Source organism: Dapis hubbardiae BLCC-M172, assembly GCF_050016015.1.
Lineage (GTDB): Bacteria > Cyanobacteriota > Cyanobacteriia > Cyanobacteriales > Microcoleaceae > Trichodesmium.
Genome location: NZ_JBNHEQ010000182.1, coordinates 21,349 through 27,348 on the forward strand (window position 1 = coordinate 21,349; position 6,000 = coordinate 27,348).

Below are 6,000 nucleotides of genomic sequence, written 5' to 3' on the forward strand. Positions count from 1 at the left end.
ATATGCTAAATTTTTGAACCAGAGCTACCGAAGATATTCCCACTTTTTGATACCTAAAGAGGCACCTTTTATTTGTAAAGACTTTTAGATTAAGAGAGCAAACCCTAATTATCAATTATCCATTATTAATTATCCATTAATTAGGTCATATTGACACATAAAGCTTAAAATACTCTAATAACTGGTTGAAATTCTATCCCTTGTAAAACCCACAGAGATGATTTCAACAAAAAGCGAAAACTTAACATCCAAATAATTGATAAAGATGAATGAATTAAAATCTCTTGACATTTCAGCAGTTCGAGCAGGTAAAATTAAAGATTTAGCAAATGCTCACCTCCCTGGTGCGGATTTAGCTGGAACTCAACTTCCAGAAGTAGACTTTAACCAAGCTCACTTAGTTGGAGTTAATTTTGCTGGTGCAAATCTACAAAGAGCAAAATTGAGAGCTAATCTTCGGGGTGTAGATTTTACTGGTGCTGACTTGAAAGGAGCAGACTTTCGTAATGCAGATTTACGGGGTGCTATTTTTATCGATGCTCAACTTAGAGAAGCTAGCTTTGCAGGAGCATTCTTAAATGGAGCTATCTTTAACAATTTAGACCTCAGTGGTCTTGATTTTCGGGGAGCTGACTTACGAGGAGTGAATTTGATCAGAGCAAATTTGTTTCAAGCAGAGTTTAGTAGTGCTAATCTTTCTGGTGCAGACTTATCCCAAGCAGATTTAGAAGAGGCTAATCTAAGTGGGGCGATACTCCGAGGCACAAACTTACAAAGAGCGAATTTGCTCTGTGCTGTAGTAGAAAAGGCTGACTTAACCGGGACTTTATTAACTGATGCTTGTGTCCAAGGCACACCTCTGGATTAAGTCAAGTTAAAAATCAAAAGTCAACAGTCAAAAGTTTTTTGTCTACCCTACCTTTTGTACGGATAACTACACCATATTGCAAGTTTCAACAAAGTAGCTTTTCTGCATATCCTCTAGGTACAAAAATATCAAAGTATAAAATAGTGTTCACGCTCAAAGCATTAATCAATAGACATAGGCGTGAAAATTAAAAATAAAATCAATTCTCCCATGGGAAATTATCTATTATTTCTTCCTATTCCCTATTCCCTATTCCCTGTTCCCTCTTTAATAGATAAATCCTATAAGGATAGTTATTCAGACTACCTCATTTACTTTGTTTTTTGATTAAAAAAGCTAAAGTATAGTACAGCTTATTATTTACATAAGTACAAATAAATTTACACAAGTCAAAGTAAATTTTACAATTCTTCACAAAAAGGTTATAATATCCGTGAAGGTACATATTGAAAAATTATGGTGACGGCATTGTTTACGAGTACACCAATGCAAAATCAAAGTGGCGACCGCCTAGTTAGCAAGGTAGCAGGAGCAGCAATTGCAGCTCTGTTTAGAAGCTCTGATCAAGTCGAAGCCAATGTCCGCGCCGAGCCAGTGGCCAAACTCTTACAGGGTAGTCTGGATGGGTTTGATTTCATAGGCAAGGGAATGCAGATGTATAATGGCCTTCGCATAGAAGTCATGGAACTTTACCTGCAAGCTATATCGATAGACTTCAGTGCAATTTTTACAGGTAAAGTAAAACTCAAGCAGCCTATCCAGGCCACTATGAGGACAGTATTAAGTGAGTCAGATTTGACCACCTCTTTTAATACTCCATTTGTGGTAGAGAAACTCCAAAGGCTTAAATATCAGGGGCAACCCCTACATTTTCACAATACTCAAATGAGTATTACTGAAGATAGAGCCTTAAGACTAAACACTCAAGTCGGAGTAGGAAGTTCAAATCAACTCATAGATGTTGATTTTACTGCTGAGGTAGAAGTGGAGGAGCGACGTAAAATCAGATTTGTAAATGTCAAATATAATGGTAATCAAGAATCTATAGACTTAGGTAAATCTCTTATAGATCATGTCAATAATTTACTAGACTTAGATAAATTTGCATTAGAAAATACTCAACTACGAGTAGATCGGCTACGAATCGGAAAAGATAACATTACATTCTATGGTATAGCTAAAATCGATCAATTCCCCAGTGGGGTTAAGAAGAAATAGGATTAAATTGATGTAAAAATATATTTTTTTGTAGGGATGTTGGCGCAATATCCCTACAATTTGTTTATTGACCTAAAAATAGCTTTCATTAATTGATAATGGAAATGGATAATTACCTTTCGTTAAAACTATAATTGATTTAATTGATAATGGATAATTAGAGCATTAAGAAGAGTTGAAAAATTAGAGATTAAAAAAACTCTTTCATTATCAATGATCAATTACCCATTATCCATTAGCCAGACTAGCTATTTTCATCCTGATCAACTTTAGGAATATAATCAGGACGTTGGGTATCTTCCCAACCGGGAGGACGTTTAGAATTATACCAAGCAATTGAACCGATACTTACAGCAGCTACAAAGCCTACTACTACAACTGCTATCGGAATCCATAGATCGCCTTGTACCATAATTAAATCTTCCTATTATATTTTTATTTGAGTACCATTAATATTATCTCACGGCCTGGAGCAGTTGAAAGAAAAATCCACTATTATTTCCAGAGAGGGATTTTGGCAAATTCCTCTTTATGGAAAAAGAAAAATGCCTATTGTCATACCAGGTAAAAGAGTTTTTACCTAGTTGACAATTTACGTTATAACGCAGTATAATGAGATAGTTTTCTCTGGTGATTGAAAATACAGTCGTCAACTTAAAAGAGAGTATTGACGTAAATCAAATAATAACTATATAATAATTTAAACTCCAATAAACTTTAGGCAGACTCTTCGCATCTCATAGATGAAATCCATTAGAACCAAACTCAAATTAAATAATCAGCAAAAAACGCTTTTAGCCCAACACGCAGGTTATTCAAGGTGGGTTTATAATTGGGGTTTAAGTTTATCGAATGCAGCCTACAAAGATGGTTATAAACCGAATGTCCGTAAACTCAGAGAGGTTTTTACTAATCATACAAAACCATTAATACCCTGGATGCAAAAATTGTCGTCTAGAGTTTATCAATACGCTTTCCGAAACTTAGGTGAAGCATTTAAGAGGTTTTTTCAAGGCTTAGGTAAACATCCACGATTTAAGAAGAAAGGTAAACATGATTCCTTCACAATTGATAATTGCGGAAAACCAATAGAACTTAATGGTTGGTCTCACAAGTTACCTTTTATCGGTTGGGTAAAAACTTATGAACCAATTGAAGCGACAACTAAAAAAATAACAATTAGTAGACAAGCAGGTGATTGGTATCTCAGTTGTAGCTATGAATTTCATGCCATAACCACGCCTAAAAAAACTGATGTAGTAGGTGTAGATTTAGGTGTGAAAACCTTAGCTAGATTAAGTGATGGAAAAGTATTTGAAAGTGTGAGATCGTACCAAAAATTTGAATCTAAGTTGTCTAGGCTGCAATACCTAAATCGTCATAAAAAGGTAGGCTCTGCTAACTGGAGGGCAGCACAACTGAAGATAGCTAAATTGCATGGAAAAATAGCAAACATTCGTCATGACGCACTTCATAAACTGACAACATACTTAGCCAAAAACCACGGCCAAGTTGTTATTGAAGATTTGAATGTGAGGGGAATGTTAGGCAACCATAAGCTAGCTAAATCAATTAGCAGATAGTGATTTTATGAGTTCAGGCGACAGCTAGAATATAAGTGCCAATGGTACGGTTCAGAGTTAGTAGTAGTTGATAGGTTTTTCCCATCGTCAAAGACTTGCTCAAACTGTGGTCACGTTCAAGATATGCCATTAAATCTGAGAACTTATGATTGCCCAGAGTGTGGATTGTCAATAGATAGAGATTTAAACGCCAGTATAAATTTGAGAGATGCGGTCGGCTTGACCGTGAATGCTTGTGGATGAGTAACCGCCGACGGCCTCAGTTGAAGCAGGAAGTAAACAGTAAAATGCCATATTATGACGTTTTATATCGGTTTTATGAAGCAGGTCCTAAAGGTGTTTGGTGTCATCACAAGCGCAAGAATCCGACCAAGATTCATGTCAATCAACATTTCATTAAAGTAAATGGCAAGAGGATTAAAGAAGATCCTCTAATGACTCCTGACCAATTGATACCAGTAGTTACCTTGAAGCAGACAAATCGTAATGATATGGGCTATCAGATGGTTATCGATGGTCCGTGTAGTATAGTTTATAAGCCTTATAAACCCTTGCCTTGTGGCGCACATTTGTGGATTGAGACTTACAAGCCAGTGCAGTTTGTGGATACTCAGTTTAATTCTGTGACAGCAAGGCGACCATACAAAGATGTCTCTTGATATGCAAATATTAATTCCAGGATTATTTCTAACTTTTTCCTTTTGTCTAGGCGCTCTTCCTCTAACTAATTTAATAGTTAAGAATCTGGCAAATATCGACCTAACAAAAGTTGGTACAGGTAATGTTAGTGTTGCAGCCTCATTTGTTCATGCACCAAAACCTGTGGCAATATTTGCTGTCTTGGCAGAAATTAGTAGAGGAATTGCTCCTGTTTTAGCAGCAAAATTATTATTTCCAGAAATTCCTACTTGGCAATTAGTAGGATTAATATTTTTAGTCGCGGGTAGATATTTTATTGCTCAAGGTGGTGGTGTTACTAATGCTAGTTGGGGAGTTTTGGTTTATTCTGCTGTTGTGGTATTGGCTTCGGGAATAACTGGTTCTTTAATATTAGTCATAGGTAAACAAATCTTTCCTCGAAAAAATCAAAATATTCGACAATGGTCTGCTCGTTTGGGATGTCTCAGTAGTTTTTTATGGGTTTTATTATTTCGCCAGGAACCATCTTTTTCTGAATTGTTGGCAATGGCGGTATTAGTCATTTTATTAGTAGTAATAAATTTTCGCCAAAGTGATGATATGGCTTTACAAAAACAACCTATATTTTCTCTTGATAATCAACTTGAAGCTAAAATTTGTGGAGAAAAAGCAGCCAGATTAGCTCTACTGAAAAAAGCTGGTTTTAATGTTCCTGAAGGTTTTGTTTTATCTGCTATTGAAAGTGGAAATAGGGAATTAGTTGTAGAGGGTGGGGTGAACAAATCTGTTGTTGATTCTCGGTTCTCGACTGGTTTTTTATCAGCAGATAAAATTCTAGATCAATTAAATGAAATGTCTTGGAGTTTTCCCCTAATTGTTCGTTCTTCAGCAGTGGGGGAAGATAGCGATAATAGTTCTGCTGCCGGACAATATGAAACTATTTTTCCTGTGAGAAATGAAACAGAATTATTAGAGGCAATTAATATTTGTCGTCAATCTTATTGGTTGCCGGAAGCTGTTACTTATCGACGACAAAAAGAAATTCCTGATGCAGAAATGGCGGTATTAATTCAGCCTTATCTTATTAGTCAAGTTGCAGGAGTAATGTTTACTCGTAATCCTTTGGATGGTGGTGGGAAAATAATTATTGAAGCTCTACCTGGAGGTGCAGAAAAAGTTGTGGGTGGGCAGTTTACTCCTGTGCATTTAGAAATTGTTGAAGAAGGAAGAAGTCAGAAGGAAGAAGTCAGAAGTAAGAGGGAAGAAGGAACAGGGAAGAAGTGGATAGTGACTCAAACCTCAACCAATTTTAAACACTCTGTAGACAACAGGCTATTCAACCCAAAAGATAAAGATAAAAATCTATCTTTAGAGCAAGTAAAAAATCCGGATATTTTACCTGAAGAAATTGTTGAAGAAGTCAGAAGTCAGAAGGAAGAAGGAAGAGGAAAAAAGTGGATGGAGACTCAAACCTCAACCAATTTTAAACACTCTGTAGACAACAGGCTATTCAACCCAAAAGATAAAGATAAAAATCTATCTTTAGAGCAAGTAAAAAATCCGGATATTTTACCTGAAGAAATTGTTGAAGAAGTCAGAAGTCAGAAGGAAGAAGGAAGAGGAAAAAAGTGGATGGAGACTCAAACCTCAACCAATTTTAAACACTCTGTAGACAACAGGCTATTCAACCCA

The 6,000-nt window shown here is 36.1% G+C and carries 5 protein-coding genes and 1 pseudogene; 5 read left to right on the top strand and 1 reads right to left on the bottom strand.

The genetic code is table 11. From position 1 onward, the window contains the following. Nucleotides 1-265 precede the first annotated feature (265 nt). Together ACP6PK_RS16655 and ACP6PK_RS16660 are read left to right on the top strand one after the other, a co-directional pair. Nucleotides 266-868 carry a pentapeptide repeat-containing protein gene (locus ACP6PK_RS16655; RefSeq protein WP_094671476.1) on the top strand — a complete coding sequence of 201 codons (603 nt, stop codon included), beginning with the start codon at nt 266-268 and terminating at the stop codon, nt 866-868. 456 nt (nt 869-1,324) lie between these two features. After that, nucleotides 1,325-2,086, top strand: coding sequence for an LmeA family phospholipid-binding protein (locus ACP6PK_RS16660; protein ID WP_426560973.1), 762 nt, complete (start codon nt 1,325-1,327; stop codon nt 2,084-2,086). A 244-nt stretch (nt 2,087-2,330) separates the two neighbouring features. On the opposite strand, the gene psb35 is transcribed toward ACP6PK_RS16660, so the two are convergent. Beyond that, entirely contained in the window at nt 2,331-2,498 is a 168-nt protein-coding gene (psb35, locus tag ACP6PK_RS16665; RefSeq protein ID WP_426560975.1) for a photosystem II assembly protein Psb35, read from the bottom strand. A 331-nt stretch (nt 2,499-2,829) separates the two neighbouring features. Here psb35 and ACP6PK_RS16670 point away from each other — a divergent pair. The 3 genes and pseudogenes from ACP6PK_RS16670 to ACP6PK_RS16680 all read left to right on the top strand — a co-directional run. Then, a pseudogene (locus ACP6PK_RS16670) lies at nt 2,830-3,912 on the top strand (RNA-guided endonuclease InsQ/TnpB family protein). Continuing rightward, nucleotides 3,909-4,328 carry a hypothetical protein gene (locus tag ACP6PK_RS16675; protein ID WP_426560977.1) on the top strand — a complete coding sequence of 140 codons (420 nt, stop codon included), beginning with the start codon at nt 3,909-3,911 and terminating at the stop codon, nt 4,326-4,328. The pseudogene ACP6PK_RS16670 and the gene ACP6PK_RS16675 overlap by 4 nt, the downstream one beginning before the upstream one ends. Next, the coding region (locus ACP6PK_RS16680) for a glycerol-3-phosphate acyltransferase (protein ID WP_426560979.1) at nt 4,318-6,000 on the top strand (1,683 nt) is incomplete at its 3' end. The genes ACP6PK_RS16675 and ACP6PK_RS16680, both read left to right, overlap by 11 nt.

Coding starts and splice junctions, on each gene's coding strand:
- ACP6PK_RS16655 (WP_094671476.1), top strand. CDS start 266: ATGAATGAATTAAAATCTCTTGACATTTCAGCAGTTCGAGCAGGTAAA.
- ACP6PK_RS16660 (WP_426560973.1), top strand. CDS start 1,325: ATGGTGACGGCATTGTTTACGAGTACACCAATGCAAAATCAAAGTGGC.
- psb35 (WP_426560975.1), bottom strand. CDS start 2,498: ATGGTACAAGGCGATCTATGGATTCCGATAGCAGTTGTAGTAGTAGGC.
- ACP6PK_RS16675 (WP_426560977.1), top strand. CDS start 3,909: ATGAGTAACCGCCGACGGCCTCAGTTGAAGCAGGAAGTAAACAGTAAA.